The organism is Dellaglioa sp. CoH-56-MRSF-12 (assembly GCF_056782075.1).
Genome location: NZ_JBXAYD010000003.1, coordinates 15,740 through 33,015, shown reverse-complemented (window position 1 = coordinate 33,015; position 17,276 = coordinate 15,740). Strand labels below are relative to the sequence as shown.

Genomic DNA, 17,276 nt, shown 5'->3' with positions numbered 1-17,276 from the left:
TCGATATTTTAATCAAATCATTTATTTTTGTATTCACTAATATGGTAAACTTAATCTGTGAGGTGTTAGACAATGAATATTAATGTCGATAATGATTGGCAACCCATTTTGACCGAAGAGCTTGCAAAATCTAAATATGCTGATTTAGAAACGTTTATTGATAATGAATATCAAAATGAGACGATTTATCCGGAAAAAAATCGCATTTTTGAAAGCTTTGAACTGACCCCATTTTCTGACGTTAGAGTTTGTTTATTGGGACAGGATCCTTATCATGAAAAGCATCAAGCTCATGGGTTGAGTTTTTCTGTTTTACCAGGAGAAAAAATTCCACCTTCTTTACGGAATATGTATAAAGAATTGGAAACAGATTTAGGAATTCCACCAGCTAATCATGGCTATTTGAAGAGTTGGGCGGAGCAAGGTGTTTTGATGTTAAATTCAGTCTTAACTGTAAGAGATGGCGCCGCTAATTCTCATCGTAATCATGGATGGGAATTATTAACAGATGGTGTGATTGAACGATTATCCGAATCTTCACAGACAATTATTTTTGTTTTATGGGGGAAGACAGCCCAAGATAAGATTAAATTAATTGATACAGATCACAATATTGTGATAACATCACCTCATCCAAGTCCGTTATCTGCTTACCGCGGTTTTTTTGGATCGAAACCATTTTCACAAATAAATCAAAATTTAATAAGTCAGGGATTGCCACCGATTAACTGGCAATTACCCAGTAACACTTAATTAGGAGGAAATGATATGTCATTATTTGAAAGTTTGAAAAGCAAAATTGAAAGTAAAAAAATTAAAATAGTTTTTCCTGAAGGGGAAGAAGAACGTATTCTAAGAGCAGCCGTTAAATTAGCAGAAGATAATTTGGCAGAACCTATTTTATTGGGGGATGTTGCAAAAATGAAAGAGTTAGCCACAAAGCTCGATTTAACTCTTGATGGTATCGGTGTAGAATTACTTGATCCTAAACAATATTCTGAAACAGATTTTAATGAGATGAAAACGGCCTTTGTTGAACGACGTAAGGGTAAAAATACACCTGAACAAGCTGAAGAAATGTTACGCGATGTTAATTATTTCGGTACAATGCTCGTTTACATGGGATTAGCTGAAGGGATGGTTTCTGGAGCTGTTCACGCTACTGGAGATACCGTTCGACCTGCATTACAAATTATTAAAACGAAACCAGGCGTGAGTCGGACAAGTGGTGCCTTTATTATGACCAGAAATAATGATACAGAAAAGTATTTATTTTCTGATGCTGCGATCAGTATTAATCCAACTGCTCAAGAATTAGCAGAAATGGCAATTGCAAGCATTCAGACGGCTCGTCTCTTTGATATTGATCCCAAAGTAGCAATGCTTAGTTTTTCAACTAAAGGTTCAGCTAAAGCACCAGAGGTATCAAAGGTAGCAGAAGCAACTGAAATTGCACAAAAACTAGCACCAAATGAAGCGATTGACGGCGAATTACAATTTGATGCTGCTTTTGTACCGAGTGTTGGTGAACAAAAAGCACCTGGATCAAAGGTTGCAGGACAAGCAAATGTTTTCATTTTCCCTGAATTACAATCTGGAAATATTGGCTACAAAATTGCACAACGTTTAGGTGGATTTGAAGCTATCGGACCTATCCTACAAGGATTAAACCAACCGGTTTCAGATTTATCTCGTGGTGCTAACGTAGAAGAAATTTACAAGGTTGGTATTATTACAGCTGCGCAAAGTTTAGAATGAAATGGTGAAATAATTAATGAATATTGAAGTCAGTTCTGTAGAAGAAACACAAGAAATTGCCGAAAAAATTGGACAGCTTGTTGAACCTAATATGATTTTGTTATTGGATGGTGATTTAGGCGCAGGAAAGACAACTTTTGCTAAAGGCTTAGCCGTTGGGTTAGGGATCAAGCGGAACGTTAAAAGTCCAACATTTCCAATTGTGAGAGAATATCGTGAGGGCCGTTTGCCGTTATTTCATATGGATGTTTACCGACTTGAAGGGATGGGCGGCGCAGATTTAGGGTTAGATGAATATTTTAATTCTGATGGTGTGAGTGTTGTTGAATGGTCTGAATTTATTCAGGATGAATTACCAAATGATTGGTTAAAAATTACATTATTGAAAGATGATCATGATGATAATTTACGTACTATCGAATTAGAAAGTAATGGATTACAATATGATAATATGTTGGCCCATTTCAACTAAAAAAACAAGTTAGCTGATAGCCTCTAAATGGGGGTATCAGCTAACTTGTTTTTATTTAACCAATTTTTCGATTTCTGGTTTCATCTTTAAAGGATTAGTCTTAGGTGCATAACGTTTAACAACTTGTCCATCACGATTAACTAAAAATTTAGTGAAGTTCCATTTAATTGAGCTACCCAACACGCCTTGCGTTTCATCAGTCAGGTATTTAAATAGTGGTAACGCATCTTCTCCATTTACATTTTGAATGGTATGCATTGGAAAACTAACGCCATATGTCATACGACAGGTAGCTGCTGCTTGCGCATCATTATCGACTTCTTGATGGAATTGATTCGATGGAAACCCAAGTACCACTAATCCTTGGTCTTGATAATCCTCATATAATTCTTCTAATTGTTTAAATTGTGGCGCAAAACCACATTTAGTGGCTGTATTAACAATTAATAAAGGGTGATCCTTGTACTTTTCTAATGAATAAGTTTCACCATTTTCTAGTGTAACCTGATAATCATAAATTGACATTGTAATTTCCCCCAATTTGGTTTGATTACGGTCATCATATAACAGTTTAAACAGTAGCCCTATTAATGTGCTTAAATTTGATTATGCTGGCTTCACAAATGGTTTTAAAATTTCTTGTCCAAATTCGTGTTCTTGATAGAGTAAGATATTGGCACAAGCAACGGAATCATCTAAGGCATTGTGATGATTTGTTAACGTGATTCCCAATTCATCACAAACCGTATTTAATTTATGATTTGGAAATTCTGGGAATAATTTACGACTTGTTCTAACCGTATCTAACAATAAAAATTGGGGTGTCTCTAATCCATAATAACCCAATGTATTATGCAAAATACTGTTATCAAAGGGGGCATTATGTGCCACGATTAAACTATTGTTCTGGAAAAGTGGCGAAATATGTGACCATAGTTCTGGAAACTTTGGTGCAAATTCAACGTCTTCTTCGTGAATACCATGAATTTGAACATTACGCCAATTAAAAGGTGTTTCCGGTTTAATAAGTGAATAAAATTCATCAACGATTTGATTATTTCGAACAACTGTTAAAGCAATTGAACAGGCGCTATGACGCTGATTATTAGCAGTTTCAAAATCCATTGTAACAAAATTCATAATTAACTCCTTTTTAATTCGATATGACTGATAAGGTTATTAAAATACTCGGTCTAATAATGTTAATAAAGTATAACAGTTAGGTTATACAATTAAAAGTCGCTTGTTTGTGCGTTAAAATAGAAAAATAAACATTGAACGTGTTAAACTAGAAGGAATTGCTAAATGTTGAAAGGAATCGAATAAATAATGATAATTGACACTTTTGTAGAACTATTTCCATCTATTAAAATTTTAAAAAATGAACCACTTGCTAAATATACAAATACTGAAACGGGAGGGATGGCTGATCTTTTAGCTTTTCCTGATGCAGTGTCAGATGTTAAAATTTTGGTGAATACAGCCAATGAAAATGGTATTCCTTTAACTGTTTTAGGAAATTCGAGTAATCTAGTTGTGAAAGATGGCGGTATTCGTGGACTTGTAATCATTTTAACGGATATGGATAAAATTGCTGTATCTGGGACGAAAATTATAGCGCAAGCTGGTGCCTCACTTATTGAGACAACAGAAGAAGCTTACCAAGCTGGCTTGACTAATTTTGAATTTGCTGCTGGGATTCCTGGGAGTGTTGGTGGTGCCGTATTTATGAATGCTGGTGCATATGATGGTGATATCAGCCAGGTATTGAGTGAAGTTAGTGTTATTACACGTACTGGTTATGTGAAAACACTAGTTAACGAAGAAATGAACTTTGACTATCGTCATAGTCAAATTCAAGATGATAATGACATCATATTAGAAGCAACCTTTGTATTAAAAGAAGGTAATAAATATGATATCCGTGAAAAAATGGATGAGTTTAACTTTTTACGTGCATCTAAACAACCTTTAGAGTACCCATCATGTGGAAGTGTTTTTAAGCGACCTGATGGACACTATACTGGTGTACTAGTTCACGAAGCTGGGTTACAAGGCTACCAAATTGGTGGCGCACAAGTATCAAAGAAACATGCCGGGTTTATTGTTAATGTAGACGGCGCTACTGCAACAGATTATATGGATGTTATTAAGCATGTTCAAAACGTTGTGTGGGAAAAATTTAAGGTTAGATTAGAAACGGAAGTTAGAATTATCGGAGAAGACTAAAGTAGAAAGGAAGATGGTAAATGCCGCTACTTGAATCGGTTATTGTTTTAGCTGCACTTGTTTTACTATCAAATGTTATCAGTCATTATCTGGTTTCAATACCCGTTGGATTGATCCAGATAGCATTAGGCTTTGTCGTTGCCTTAATTTTTAAAGTCTCAATTGAGTTAGAAACAGATTGGTTCTTATTACTCTTTATTGCGCCACTATTATTTAATGATGGTCGAAAATTTCCAAAACGTGAATTGTGGAAATTAAGAGGTTCCATTTTTGCGAATGCCATATTATTGGTTTTCTTAACAACTGTGGTAGTTGGATTTTTCATTCATCTTTTGATTCCAAAAATGCCATTAGCAGTTGGATTCGCACTGGCAGCTATTTTGTCACCAACGGATCCAGTTGCTGTGCAATCGATTGCTGAAAAAGCAAAATTACCAAGTAATATTTTAAATTTGGTTAGTGGTGAAAGTTTAATTAATGACGCAAGTGGATTAATTGCCTTTAAATACGCGATTGCTGCTGCGGTTACTGGCTATTTTTCATTTGGACAGGCGCTTGGTGATTTTACGTATATTGCGATTGTTGGTTTTATCTCGGGAGCAGTGTTAATGTTGCTGATTTCAACAATACGAGATTTTTTAATGAGGCAAGGGATTAATGATGTTGTTTTTAATACGATATTACAAATTTTAACACCTTTCATCATTTTTCTTTTTACGGAAGAATTTTTGCATGCATCAGGTGTTATTTCGGTAGTTGTCGCTGGCGTTATCTCTAGTATGCGTAAGAATACTTTCGCGACGTACTTACCTGAAATTAAGTTAGTAACTGAAAAAACCTGGGAAATTGTGGTTTATCTCCTGAATGGATTTGTGTTTATTATTCTTGGAATTGAATTACCAATTGCGATGTCAAAGACATTAGAAGATAACAATAGTAGTACTCTTTCGGCTATTATTGATGTTTTTGTCGTCTGGCTCTTTTTAGTCGTGATTCGTGTTGTTTGGACGTATATTAATATGTTATTAATTTCTAAGAAAAATAAATCAAAAAATAAGGCAAAGCCAAGTTGGCGTATTGCGTTAATATCAGGATTTTCAGGTGTTCGTGGTGCAATTACAATGGCTGGTGTGTTAACAGTCCCAACGATAATAAAAACAGGTGCTGCTTTTCCAGAGCGTTCATTAATGTTATTTATTGCTGGTGGCGTGATTATTTTAAGTTTAGTAGCCGCAATTTTGATATTACCTCTTTTAACTAAAGAAAAAGGAATAATGAAAACCAGTAATGAGGTTCCTGATGCTACTTTAGTTGAAGATGAGGATGCTATCATAACTAGTGATAGCGGAGATACGCAGTTCAATGAAAAGCAAGCTCGTATTTATATTATGCGAGTTGCTATTAGTCGCTTGGAATCTGAACGACGAGAATCTAATCAAAAAGTTGCCTATGAATTAATTTTAGAATATCAATTTATGATTCGTCGACTTGAGTTTTCTGATCAGGATGATGAACGATTACGCCAAATTGTTGAGGAAGAAGCAGACATTAGGCGAATTGCTTTAGATGGAGAACTCGAAGCGTTAGATAAAATGAGATTAAAGCAGGCTATTAGTAATAAAAACTATTCAATTATTAGTAAGAAAATTATGAAACAAAAAGCGAAATTAGGTCAAATTAATAATCGGAAAATCTCATTTGTAACGGTTAGAAATATTAATCATGCCTTTGTTCAATTAGGTAAGGTTGTGAGACGGACACTCTATTCTGAAAAAGAATTAAAAATGGTTTATGAACGACGAAATATAGAAAAAGCTTTAGCAAAAGCAGCTATTAAAGCACTATCAACGTATGTTAAAAAATCTGATGATGGCAATCAACAATTTAAGCAGCAAGCTATGTATCATTTGATTGTTTATTATCGTAATCGTATCGAAACATTAAAACGGACCAAAAATATTAATCAAGCCGAATCTGAGGAACAAAGTTACCAACTTAGATTAAAGGCTATTGCGGCTGAACGTTCTGCGATGCAGGAATTGATGGAACGAGGCTATATTACATGGTCATTAGCGTCAAGTTTACGTGAATATATTAATTATTCTGAAAATGTTATTATGCTTTCTGAAGAGGACTAAAAAATAGGTGTAACTCGCAATTTATATGCGAGTTACACCTATTTTATTGTTTTTCTATAGACTTCTAAGCAAATGATAATAACTAGTTGGACTATTGTTAGTAAAACGACAAAAGCTAACATTTTAATTGTCCACATATCGGCAATCAATTTTAATGTTAATTTTGGTGATGTTAGTAGGTAAACAGTGTGTAATCTTAAAAAACGACCAATATAGACACCGACAGATGACAAAATAGTTAGGCCAAATATAACGACATAACGAAAATAATAAGGTGTTAAGTGTAGTCGTTCTTTAATTTGGTCGGCAATTTGAGAAAATCCAACGAGTGCAAGTAACGTACATGATAAGGTACTTACCAACAAATAAGTATAGTTTAGCCACATATGAATATCTAATTTAATTAATCCTGTCATTATGTCATAGGGATGCAGTAAGCTTAAATGAAAAATATCAGTTAATAGGTAAGGCGCGTTCGGATAAAAGAATAGCCAAGCTGCTGTTAACAGCCAAAAATAAGTATTTGATAATTTATCTTTGATGTGAAAAGCTAATTCAATTGGCAGATAACCTAAAAATGTATTTAAGAGTAAAAAATTAAAAGGTGATTGTTGGTTGTAAACGAATAAGTAAATAATAATTAAGTAACATATAAAAAATAATCTGATACCGTGCTTTACATTTGTATTTATCATAATGGTCATCCTTTTCTATAGTAACTTCAGTGTAGCAAAAAATGAGATGAAATCAAATTAATAATCCGGTAGATAATAGAAAATATGGCGGGATGAGGAAACAAATCTAACAACGTGGTATAATAAAACGGTTAATAAAATAGAGGAGGCCGAGTGATGTCCATTAACTGGGGTGGTCTTGTAACGTGGGGGCATATGGTCAATATACTAGATATTATCGTTGTCTGGTTTGTTGTTTATGAACTCATGGTACTTTTACGAGGAACAAAAGCGGTTCAACTTTTTAGAGGAATCATAATTATTGTTGTGATTAAGCTAATTAGTGTGGTCGTTGGGCTACAAACTGTATCTTGGATTATGGATCAAGTTATCAATTGGGGTGTTATCGCCATGGTTGTTATTTTCCAACCGGAAATAAGACGTGGATTGGAACATCTTGGTCGTGGATCATTTTTTTCAAGAGGTAAACAGAAAAACAAAGACGAAGAACATATGATTGCTGGACTAGACTCAGCTATTCAATATATGTCAAAACGTCGAATTGGGGCATTAATTACTATCCAAATGAACACTGGATTGGAAGATTATATTGAAACCGGAATTGCATTAGATGCTGAAATTACGGGTGCATTATTAATCAATATTTTCATTCCCAATACACCATTGCATGATGGCGCGGTAATTATTAAAGATAATAAAATAGCTGTTGCGGCGGCTTACTTACCATTATCTGAAAGTAACTTAATTCCAAAAGAATTAGGAACTCGGCATCGTGCTGCAGTAGGTATCAGTGAAGTAACCGACGCAATTACGATTGTTGTGTCAGAAGAAACAGGTTCAGTGACAATTACGCGAAATAACGAACTTATTCGTGATTTATCACAAGAAGATTACCTTAAATTATTGAATACTGAATTAATTAAAGATGATGAACCTAAAAAGAACAACCCTTTCTGGGAATTTTTTGAACATTTCGGGCGTAAGGGGGATAAAAAATGAATCTAAATAAATTTTTTAATAGTCGCTCATTTTTTATTGGAACCTCTTTAATTTTAGCAATTTTATTATTTGTTTATGTTAATTATGATCAGTTAGCAAATACAAATAATTTTTCCGATTCAAAAACAACGAGTCTAGTTGCAAATGAATCAAAAACGATTGAGGCTGGCCTACAAATTACGGCCGATAGTGATAAATACTTTATTACTGGATATCCTAAAAATGTAAAATTAACATTGGACGGTCCTGGCGCTTTAATTACAACAACTGTGAATACACAAAACTTTAGAGTGTTTGCTGATTTAAAGGGTTTAAATCCTGGAAAACATGTTGTTAAGTTACAAGCAGAAGGATTAAACAAAGAAATTAGTTATAAAATTAGTCCCGCTACAATTTCTGTTAATATACAAAAACGTAAGACAACGACATTCCCTATTCAGGTGAAATTTAATGAACGTCGTTTAGCGCAAGGGTATAAGAGTGGGACGCCTGTTTTAGATAATAATACGATTTCTGCATCCGGTGCGGAAGGCGATGTGAATGCTATTTCAGAAGTGGTTGCACAAGTAAATGTCAGCAGCAATCAGATCAAGTCAACAATTTCACAAGAAGTCTTACTTGAGGCCTTAGATGTAAATGGTAAAACTTTAAATGTCGTCATGACCCCATCAACAGTCGGTGTTACAATACCGGTTGAGAGTACTAAAACCACTAAAAAATTACCTTTGAATTTTGTTTCAAGTGGAACTGGCGTATCTGGGAAGACGTATAAGTTTTCAAGTGATACAAAACAAGTAACGGTAACGGGTACAGAATCAACCTTAAGCAAATTAAGTAAACTTGATGTTGTGGTACCAATTAATAAGATTAGTGATTCCGTTACGAAAACAATTAGTATCGATTTGGATAAGAATAATTTAATTTCATCAAATCCAGAATCTGTTAAAGTAAAAATTAGTGCTTCTGGTGGAACCGCAGCATCAAAAACTGAAAGTAGTGAAACAACAACTGATCAGACATCGACGAGCTCTGAAACCAGTTCAGAAAGTAGTGAAAGTGCTACTTCGTCTTCATCGACAAGTTCTGATAGTTCAAGTAGTTCAAGTGAATCAACGAACGCATTAAATTAATTAATTAGTGAGGAGAAAATAATGAAATATTTTGGTACAGATGGTGTTAGAGGAATTGCAAATAAAGAACTAAGTCCTGAGTTAGCATTTAGATTGGGACGTTTAGGTGGGTATGTTCTATCAGAGCATGCACAACTTGAAAATAACGATAGACCACAAGTGCTTGTTGCGCGTGATACACGAATCTCTGGTCAAATGCTTGAACAAGCTTTGATTTCAGGGTTATTATCAGTTGGGATTGAAGTACTCTCATTAGGCGTTATTTCAACACCTGGTGTAGCGTACCTTGTACGTGCCCAAAATGCAGTTGCTGGAATTATGATTTCAGCTTCACATAATCCCGTTCAAGATAACGGCATTAAATTTTTTGGTGCGGATGGTTATAAACTATCTGATGAACAAGAAGAAGAAATTGAAGTTTTATTAGAAAAAGATTCTGATGATTTGCCAAGACCAGAAGGTGAAGGCCTTGGAGTATTAGCAGATTATCCAGAAGGTGTACTGAAATATACACAATTTTTGGAACAAACAATTCCTGATGATTTAGAAGGAATTCATGTTGGAATTGATTCAGCTAATGGCGCAACAAGTGGACTTGTTTCACGTTTGTTTGCTGATTTAAATGCTGAATTTGAAACAATGGCAACTTCGCCTGATGGATTAAATATTAATGATGGCGTTGGTTCAACACATCCAGAAGGATTAGCTAAATTTGTAGTTGAAAATAAGCTTGAAGCCGGGATTGCTTTTGATGGCGATGGTGATAGATGTATTGCTGTTGATGAATTAGGTAATATTATTGATGGCGATAAAATTATGTACATTTGTGGATTATACATGAATGAACGTGGTCGCTTGAAAAAAGAAACAGTTGTGACAACTGTTATGAGTAATATTGGACTATACAAAGCACTTGAAGCAGCTGATTTAACATCAGTTAAAACACAAGTTGGTGATCGTTATGTTGTTGAAAAAATGCGTGCTGACGGTTACAACATTGGTGGCGAACAATCTGGACATATTGTATTCTTAGATTACAATACAACTGGTGATGGGATGCTAACTGCTATTCAATTGCTAAATGTTATGAAGAAAACAGGCAAGAAGTTATCTGAATTAGCTGCAGCTGTTCAGACTTATCCACAAGAACTTGTGAATGTTAGAGTGACAGATAAGCAAGCTGCATTAGATAATCAAAAAATTAAAGATAGTATTGCAGAAGTTGAAGCAGAAATGGCCGGCGATGGCCGAGTTCTTGTGAGACCTAGTGGAACTGAAAATTTATTACGTGTTATGGCCGAAGCACCAACAGAAAAAGAAGTTAAAGCTTATGTTGATCGAATTGTGCAAACAGTTCAAACTGAAATGGGCGTTTAGAAATTAAGCGAAAGAGTCATTTGAATGAAAATTCAAATGACTCTTTTTTTATTTTAAAGTTGATTTAAAATATAGACCAATATATTAATTCTTGACAAAAAAATATCAGAAAGGTATATTAATAGATATTGATAAGGGTTACTTGTTTTTTAAACATCTATACCAATTTTAAAATAATAATAAAAAATACATTTAAAAAAAGGATGACATAAACTATGTGTGGAATTGTTGGCGTAACAGGAAAAACGAATACTGTTGAAATTTTAATTAATGGTTTGGAAAAATTAGAATACCGTGGTTATGATTCAGCCGGTATTTTTGTTGATAACAAAACGGGTGAAGATTACCTTGTTAAAGAGGCTGGACGTATTTCGAATTTGAAGTCGGCCATTGATGATAAGGTTCATGGAACTGCTGGAATTGGACATACGCGTTGGGCAACACATGGCGTACCAAGTAAATTTAATGCCCATCCTCATGTTTCTGAAGATGGCCGCTTTTACCTTGTACATAATGGCGTTATCACTAATTTTTCTGAGTTAAAAGAACAATATTTAAAAGACGTAAATTTTGTTAGTGAAACAGATACTGAGGTTGTTGTTCAATTAATTGGATATTTTGCAAATAAAGAAAATTTAACTGCTAAACAAGCATTCAAAAAAGTTTTATCATTACTTGAAGGTTCTTCATATGCTTTCTTGATGATGGATCGTGAAGAACCAGAAACATTGTTTGTGGCTAAGAATAAGAGTCCTTTATTAATTGGTGTTGGGGATGGCTTTAATGTTGTCTGCAGTGATGCCATGGCAATGTTGAAAGAAACACATGACTTCATTGAACTCATGGATGGTGAAATGGTTATTGTTAAACCTGACTCTATTGAAATTGAAAATAAAGCTGGTGAAGCCGTATCACGTGATTCATATCATGTTGAAATGGATGATAGCGATTCAGAAAAAGGCGCATATCCATTCTACATGCTAAAAGAAATCGATGAACAACCAGCTGTTATGCGACGTTTATTGAGTGAGTATGTTGAAAATGAAGAAACTGTTAAAATTGATGATAGTATTTTAAACGCAATGAAAGCTGCTGATCGCATCTATATTGTTGCTGCAGGGACAAGTTACCATGCCGGATTAGTTGGAAAAGAATTATTTGAAGGTTTAGCTAATGTACCAACAGAAGTACATGTTGCTTCAGAATTTGGTTATCATATGCCATTACTTTCAGAAAAACCATTCTTTATTTTCTTATCACAAAGTGGTGAAACAGCTGATAGCCGTCAGGTTCTTGTAAAAGTTAACGAAATGATGTACCCAAGTTTAACAATTACAAATTCAGCAAATTCTACACTTTCTCGTGAGGCAACATATACGTTATTATTACATGCTGGTCCTGAAATAGCAGTTGCCTCAACTAAGGCATATACAGCTCAAATTGCCGTTGAAGCACTTTTAGCAAAAGCGTTAGGAACAGTTACAAAACAAACAAAAGCTCTTAATTTTGATGTTTATCATGAATTAACAATGGTTGCAAATGCTATGCAAGCTATGGTTGATGATAAAGACTCAATTAATGACTTAGCGAAAGAATTCTTAAGTGAAACGCGTAACGCTTTCTATATTGGTCGTGGTATTGATTACGATGTTTCAATTGAAGCTGCACTTAAATTAAAAGAAGTCTCTTATGTTCAAACGGAAGGTTTTGCATCTGGTGAATTAAAACATGGAACTATTGCCTTGATTGAAGAAGGCACACCAGTTGTAGCTATTATTACTGATAAACCGACTGCAAGTCATACACGAGGCAATGTTCAAGAAGTCTTGGCTCGTGGAGCAAATACAATTATCATCTCAACAGAGACATTAGCAAACGAGGGTGATCAAATTGTATTACCAGATGTTTCTGACTTATTAACACCGTTAGTAAGTATTGTGCCTGCACAATTATTGGCTTACTATACAAGCCTAAACCGTGGCTATGATGTTGATAAACCTCGTAATTTAGCTAAGAGTGTTACTGTCGAATAAGATAGATTGAAGAAATGATATTACCTGTTTAAGGGTAGTATCATTTTTTTGTTTATTATTTGGTATAGACCTATTGCTTTTTTTAAAATGATATTGTATTATTGGACTATACCAATTAGAGGAATAAATAATTGAAAAGAGGACAATCAAATGAAATTAATTATTGTTAAAGACCAAAACGAGGGTGGCCAAAAAGGCTACGAAATTTTTAAAGCTGCTAAAGAAGCAAATGCTAAAGTCTTTGGACTTGCTACAGGAAGCACACCATTAACAACCTATGCCGCAATTACAGCCAGTGACTTAGATTTTACGGATTCAACATCAGTTAACTTAGATGAATATGTTGGTTTAGGTGAAAAAGATTCACAAAGTTACCGTTACTTTATGAATGAAAATTTATTTAGTAAAAAACCATTTAAGACATCTTACTTACCTAATGGTCTTGAAAGTGATTCAGAAAAAGAAACAAAACGTTATGACAAAATTATTGAAGATAATCCAATTGATTTACAAATTTTGGGTATTGGTAAAAATGGTCATATTGGATTCAATGAACCTGGAACAGCTGAAGATAGCTTGACACATAAAGTTCATTTAACGGAGTCAACGATCAAATCAAATGCACGTTTCTTTGATAACGAAAATGATGTTCCTGAATATGCTTATTCAATGGGTATTGGATCAATCATGAAGTCGCACAAGATTTTACTTGAAGCTTTTGGTGAAAGTAAGGCAGAAGCTATTAAGGGAATGATTGAAGGCCCTATAACAGAAGACCTACCTGCAAGTTTCTTACAAAATCATGATGATGTAGTTGTCATTGTTGATGAAGCAGCTGCAAGTTTATTAAAAAATAAATAAAATTATCATCCATATGTAGAACTAATTCATTTAAAGCGTTAAAATAAATGGATTGGTTCTATTTGTGTTTTGTGCTTGCTTGACGGCTGATAGTAAGTCTAGTAACATGATGACAATTGTAAGAAAATACGTTTTTAGGAAGTTGAAAAAATGGTCGATTATAAAATTAGAGTAAAAAATGTCACAAAAGAATATGACTTATTTAAAACAAAATCTGAACATATCAAATCATTCTTTTCTTTTAAAAGTACGACGGTACCTCATTTTTGGTCTCTTAAAGGAATCTCGATGGATGTTATGAGTGGAGAAACACTTGGTTTAATTGGCGTTAACGGCTCAGGTAAATCAACGTTATCCAATATTATTTCGGGGATTATTCCACAAACAACCGGTATTGTAGATGTTCGCGGAGAAACTTCTATTATTGCTATCGGCGCTGGATTGAGAGGCCAACTAACCGGATTAGAAAATATTCGATTAAAAGGTTTAATGCAGGGTCTAACTAACCAACAAATTGATGATATTTTAGATGAAATTATTAATTTTGCTGATTTAGGTGATTTTGTTTATCAACCCGTTAAAAGCTATTCTAGTGGGATGAAATCTCGTTTAGGCTTTGCTATTGCCGTGCATATTGATCCTGATATTTTGATTATTGATGAGGCATTGTCAGTTGGCGATGATACTTTTTATCAAAAATGTGTTGATAAAATTAACGAATTTAAAGAACAAGGAAAAACAATTATTTTTGTTAGTCATTCATTAAAACAAATTGAAATGCTATGCGATCGTGTCGCATGGATCCAATATGGTGATTTAAAACAAGTTGGTCCTACTAAAGAAGTTGTCACTAAATATAAAGCTTATATTGATTGGTTTAAAAAATTATCAAAAAAAGAAAAAACAGCGTACCAAAAGAAACAAAAAGAGGCTCAAAAAGCGTTTAGTATCGATGACTATCTTATTAACCAAGTAGACAAAGAAAGTGCTGATGAAGCAAATTTAGGCGTTTCAAAGCAAGTTATTACCGAAAAGGTAAAAAAGGATTTCTATGGCTCTGTTTTAAATGAAAAAATGTCTAAACCAAGTAAGGTGCTAACAGCTGTGATTTTAGTCGCTGTGGTATTCTTTAGTTTAGTAAATATATCAGGGCATTCAATAAGTCATATTATTGAGAACCCAACAAGTATTGTTCATCCAGATAATACGAAATAATAGGAAAGTGTTGGCGTAGATCATTCGACAGCACTTTTTTAATACAAACTATTGACAACGCTTACATTTGATGTTATCTTAAGTTTGTAAGGTATATGAATTACCTTTATCAATTCTCTTTCTCTCTTATGCTAGCCACTATTGCGATGTAGTGGCTTTTTTTGTGCTTGTTGTACTTATTGTCAAATGTGTTTATACTTAATTAAGAGAATAGATGTAGAAAGTTGGGTTCAATATGAAAAGTCATGAAGTTTTATCATTAATTGAAGAAATTACTAGAAAAGATGGTTCTAAATATTTTGAATTATCGAACATGGTACAAAATGGGAGAGCAGAACTTGCAGTTCAAAGAGATTTATTGAAAGAAGTCCGTATTCTACAGTTAAATATTCCCAGATCATCACACGTTATTAATTATGAAAAATATATTAATCAAAATTTTGAAATGCCACTAGAAGCATTTACTGAATATCAAGAGTGGCATAAAACAGAAGAAGCTCAAAATGATTTGAATGCGATATTAAAAGACAATCATATTGAGTAAATATTACCAAAAATATCTTTACAAAATAGGTTAACCTATGGTATAAAATAGTATAGACAGAAATGAATTATAAAGATTGCTCAGTAGTTCAGCGGTAGAACGCTTGACTGTTAATCAAGATGTCGTAGGTTCGATCCCTACCTGAGCAGTATTCATAGAGGATGATCGACTTACTGCCGGTTATCTTTTTTTATTTATGAACTTAATTTTTTGAGTCCATTATAAGAAATTAATGATTAACTTGAATTATTTCTGAATACAGTTTAAAATTAAGAGATTGTAAGAAAGGGGGATTGCGAAATGTCATCAAACAACCATACAGGTGTCGGTAACGATCGTCGTCCAGTTAATACTCCAAACAAAAAGAACCGTCGTCGTAAACAACAAGAACTTGCTACTTTCTTAAAAGAAAGCAAAGCTAACGACGCAGCAGTTGCAGCAAAAAAAGCATAATTTAGTTAAATAAATGATGGCCACCGTTGATTAGAACGGTGGTTTTTTTGCATACTTTAGAATGAGTATTTTTTATTTAAATATATTTTTAGTGCCTTTTAGCTTACAATAAAAGAATCAATAAACTGACTAATGGAGTGATTTAAATTGGCTAAGAATTTTTATGCAGTATATAAAGGACGTAAAACGGGTATTTTCACAAAATGGCCTGATGTGGCAAAGTTGGTTAATGGATACGATGGGGCACGATACAAAGGATTTGAAACGCGAGATGAAGCCCAAAATTGGATGGATGATGGGGCACCTAGACCAACAGCGACAGGTAGTAAAAAAAGTGCGACAGCAGTTCATCAATCCGTAACTTTAACTTCAGATTCAATTCAAGTCTGGACTGATGGTGGTTCGAGAAATCATGGTAATAAATTAGGCGGTCACGTCCTAGCAGAAGATACTGCGGCATGGGCTTTTTATATTAAAACACCGGGTGAGACCTTTTCTGGTACAGATGGTGAAAAAGGTAAAACTAATAATCATATGGAAATTATGGCATTTCTTCAAGCTATGAAAAAATTAATTGATTTAGGATTACGAGAAGAACACGTCGTATTTATATTAGATTCGAAGTATGTCTTGAATGCAATTCAAAAAAATTGGTTAGTAGGTTGGCAACGTCGAAATTGGAAAAAAGCGGATGGTCAAACAGTACTTAATGTCGAACTTTGGCAACAAGTTGCTGAATTAATACCAGCTTTCACTAATGTTGATTTTGAATGGACAAAGGGTCATGCAGATAATGAAGGTAATAATAAAGTTGATGAATTATTAAATGAAACAATGGATAAAATGTAAGATAGGTGAAGTGGATTTCTACTAATGTAGAGAGCCACTTTTTTTATTTAAATGAATTCAAATTAAGATGAATAAAAAAGATTAGGCAGTAAATTAAAACGTTTACTGAAAGCGGTTGCTAAAATTCTAACGTGGTGTTATTATATTCATGAAGATAGATATAGGGGGATGATTGACAATGGAAGCTGAAGAATTAGAACCAGGGCAATCCGAAGCGCTACAGGAATTTATTTCCAATCTAGATATTTTGAACGCTTTGGCAGATGAAAAAAGACAACGATTAATTATTTTGCTAGGTTCTAAGTCACGGCAAGAGTTAACGGTTTCTGAGCTGGTTGACCGCATGGCGTTATCACAACCGGCAGTTTCACATCATTTGAAAGTTTTAAAAAATGTGGGACTTATTGATTATAAACAAACAGGATTAAAACGTTTTTACTTTTTAACACCTGAAAAAACATTAAACCGTTTGGAACATTTAATTAAAATGATTCGTGAAGGCGAAAAATCGAAGGAGGAATAG

At 34.0% G+C, this 17,276-nt stretch carries 18 protein-coding genes and 1 tRNA gene; 16 read left to right on the top strand and 3 right to left on the bottom strand.

Annotated features, from left to right (window positions below):
• The first annotated feature begins 72 nt into the window (after positions 1–72).
• Genes AC1RPY_RS03860 through tsaE form a run of 3 tightly spaced genes read left to right on the top strand, consistent with a single transcriptional unit; the run spans position 73 to position 2,230 of the window.
• Entirely contained in the window at positions 73–753 is a 681-nt protein-coding gene (locus AC1RPY_RS03860; RefSeq protein ID WP_481761435.1) for a uracil-DNA glycosylase, read from the top strand.
• A gap of 15 nt (positions 754–768) precedes the next feature.
• Positions 769–1,758 (top strand): phosphate acetyltransferase, encoded by a 990-nt coding sequence (gene pta / locus AC1RPY_RS03855; RefSeq protein WP_481761434.1) that lies wholly within the window; start codon positions 769–771, stop codon positions 1,756–1,758.
• Positions 1,759–1,774: 16 nt separating this feature from the next.
• The gene (gene tsaE, locus AC1RPY_RS03850) at positions 1,775–2,230 is read left to right on the top strand and encodes a tRNA (adenosine(37)-N6)-threonylcarbamoyltransferase complex ATPase subunit type 1 TsaE (protein ID WP_481761433.1); all 456 of its coding nucleotides are present in this window, start codon (positions 1,775–1,777) and stop codon (positions 2,228–2,230) included.
• Between the two features lie 51 nt (positions 2,231–2,281).
• Here tsaE and AC1RPY_RS03845 read toward each other — a convergent pair whose 3' ends face one another.
• Both AC1RPY_RS03845 and AC1RPY_RS03840 read right to left on the bottom strand, forming a co-directional pair.
• The gene (locus AC1RPY_RS03845) at positions 2,282–2,755 is read right to left on the bottom strand and encodes a glutathione peroxidase (RefSeq protein ID WP_481761432.1); all 474 of its coding nucleotides are present in this window, start codon (positions 2,753–2,755) and stop codon (positions 2,282–2,284) included.
• An 81-nt stretch (positions 2,756–2,836) separates the two neighbouring features.
• Positions 2,837–3,370, bottom strand: coding sequence for a 3'-5' exonuclease (locus tag AC1RPY_RS03840; protein WP_409022237.1), 534 nt, complete (start codon positions 3,368–3,370; stop codon positions 2,837–2,839).
• A gap of 189 nt (positions 3,371–3,559) precedes the next feature.
• Between AC1RPY_RS03840 and murB the strand changes: the two genes are divergently transcribed.
• Both murB and AC1RPY_RS03830 read left to right on the top strand, forming a co-directional pair.
• Positions 3,560–4,459 carry a UDP-N-acetylmuramate dehydrogenase gene (gene murB, locus AC1RPY_RS03835; protein WP_481761431.1) on the top strand — a complete coding sequence of 300 codons (900 nt, stop codon included), beginning with the start codon at positions 3,560–3,562 and terminating at the stop codon, positions 4,457–4,459.
• Between the two features lie 20 nt (positions 4,460–4,479).
• Positions 4,480–6,597, top strand: coding sequence for a cation:proton antiporter (locus AC1RPY_RS03830; RefSeq protein WP_481761430.1), 2,118 nt, complete (start codon positions 4,480–4,482; stop codon positions 6,595–6,597).
• Between the two features lie 38 nt (positions 6,598–6,635).
• On the opposite strand, the gene AC1RPY_RS03825 is transcribed toward AC1RPY_RS03830, so the two are convergent.
• Entirely contained in the window at positions 6,636–7,292 is a 657-nt protein-coding gene (locus tag AC1RPY_RS03825) for a DUF1361 domain-containing protein (protein ID WP_481761429.1), read from the bottom strand.
• 156 nt (positions 7,293–7,448) lie between these two features.
• Here AC1RPY_RS03825 and cdaA point away from each other — a divergent pair, with 156 nt between their 5' ends.
• The 11 genes from cdaA (at position 7,449) to AC1RPY_RS03770 (ending at position 17,276) form a co-directional block, all read left to right on the top strand.
• Complete coding sequence (gene cdaA, locus AC1RPY_RS03820; RefSeq protein ID WP_409022241.1) at positions 7,449–8,291, top strand: diadenylate cyclase CdaA; 843 nt, start codon at positions 7,449–7,451, stop codon at positions 8,289–8,291.
• Positions 8,288–9,421, top strand: a complete 1,134-nt coding sequence (locus tag AC1RPY_RS03815) for a CdaR family protein (RefSeq protein ID WP_481761428.1) — start codon at positions 8,288–8,290, stop codon at positions 9,419–9,421. The genes cdaA and AC1RPY_RS03815 overlap by 4 nt, the downstream gene beginning before the upstream one ends.
• Positions 9,422–9,442: 21 nt before the next feature.
• Complete coding sequence (gene glmM, locus AC1RPY_RS03810; protein WP_409022243.1) at positions 9,443–10,798, top strand: phosphoglucosamine mutase; 1,356 nt, start codon at positions 9,443–9,445, stop codon at positions 10,796–10,798.
• 215 nt (positions 10,799–11,013) lie between these two features.
• Entirely contained in the window at positions 11,014–12,831 is a 1,818-nt protein-coding gene (gene glmS / locus AC1RPY_RS03805; protein WP_481761427.1) for a glutamine--fructose-6-phosphate transaminase (isomerizing), read from the top strand.
• A 150-nt stretch (positions 12,832–12,981) separates the two neighbouring features.
• Positions 12,982–13,692 (top strand): glucosamine-6-phosphate deaminase, encoded by a 711-nt coding sequence (locus tag AC1RPY_RS03800; protein ID WP_481761426.1) that lies wholly within the window; start codon positions 12,982–12,984, stop codon positions 13,690–13,692.
• Positions 13,693–13,842: 150 nt separating this feature from the next.
• On the top strand, positions 13,843–14,907 hold the full coding sequence (locus tag AC1RPY_RS03795; protein WP_481761425.1) for an ABC transporter ATP-binding protein: 1,065 nt from the start codon (positions 13,843–13,845) through the stop codon (positions 14,905–14,907).
• A gap of 235 nt (positions 14,908–15,142) precedes the next feature.
• Positions 15,143–15,451: a hypothetical protein gene (locus AC1RPY_RS03790; protein ID WP_409022247.1), complete on the top strand. Its 309-nt coding sequence runs from the start codon at positions 15,143–15,145 to the stop codon at positions 15,449–15,451.
• Positions 15,452–15,528: 77 nt separating this feature from the next.
• Positions 15,529–15,600: transfer RNA gene (locus AC1RPY_RS03785), tRNA-Asn, on the top strand.
• Positions 15,601–15,751: 151 nt separating this feature from the next.
• Entirely contained in the window at positions 15,752–15,904 is a 153-nt protein-coding gene (locus tag AC1RPY_RS03780; protein WP_409022248.1) for a hypothetical protein, read from the top strand.
• Positions 15,905–16,051: 147 nt separating this feature from the next.
• Positions 16,052–16,753 carry a ribonuclease H family protein gene (locus tag AC1RPY_RS03775; RefSeq protein ID WP_481761424.1) on the top strand — a complete coding sequence of 234 codons (702 nt, stop codon included), beginning with the start codon at positions 16,052–16,054 and terminating at the stop codon, positions 16,751–16,753.
• A 178-nt stretch (positions 16,754–16,931) separates the two neighbouring features.
• Positions 16,932–17,276 carry an ArsR/SmtB family transcription factor gene (locus AC1RPY_RS03770; protein ID WP_409022250.1) on the top strand — a complete coding sequence of 115 codons (345 nt, stop codon included), beginning with the start codon at positions 16,932–16,934 and terminating at the stop codon, positions 17,274–17,276.